Raw genomic sequence first — 593 nt, 5'->3', positions numbered from 1 at the left:
CCTTTTTTTGCGCCAAATCACTAATTTTTTCTTCACTTTTTTAAGAGACAATCAAATTTATGCCAAATGCTCGCGAGCAAGATACTCATGACTCTGCATCTCGGTTAAACGCGATACACAACGCTTGAACTCAAATTCCAGTTGTCCTTCGGTATATAAGGCATCCATCTCGACTTCCGCTGAAATAATCAGTTTTACGTTGCGCTCATAAAACTCGTCGACTAAAGCAATAAAACGCCTCGCAGCATCATCAATTTTACGATTCATCTGACGAACATCGGCTAGTAAAACCGTGTGATAAATACGTGAGAGTTCAATGTAATCGTTTTGACTTCGAGCGGTTTGGCACAACTGCTCAAAAGAAGCATGTAACACCCCATCACTGGCTTCAATCACGTTAATCTGTCGATGATTAATGTCGATTTTATGAGCAACACTTTTACGCTCAGCCGTAAGCTGCTGATAATAGGTATTTAAATTAATAGAAGCCGGCTCATCCAATGGATAATGGTAGATTTCGGCTTGTTCCAACGTCCTCATACGATAATCGACACGACTATCCACAGTTAGTACATGGCAACGCGCCAAAATCA

General features: G+C 40.8%; 1 protein-coding gene. It reads right to left on the bottom strand.

The window, feature by feature from the left end; all coding sequences use genetic code 11:
• Positions 1 to 57: 57 nt before the first annotated feature.
• A partial coding sequence (gene zapE, locus R7044_RS26685; protein WP_225456169.1) for a cell division protein ZapE occupies positions 58 to 593 on the bottom strand: 536 nt, incomplete at its 5' end.

The organism is Vibrio sp. 1402, from assembly GCF_033340275.1.
The sequence above is the reverse complement of the archived record's forward strand: the minus strand, read 5'-3'. Positions and strand labels throughout refer to the sequence as shown.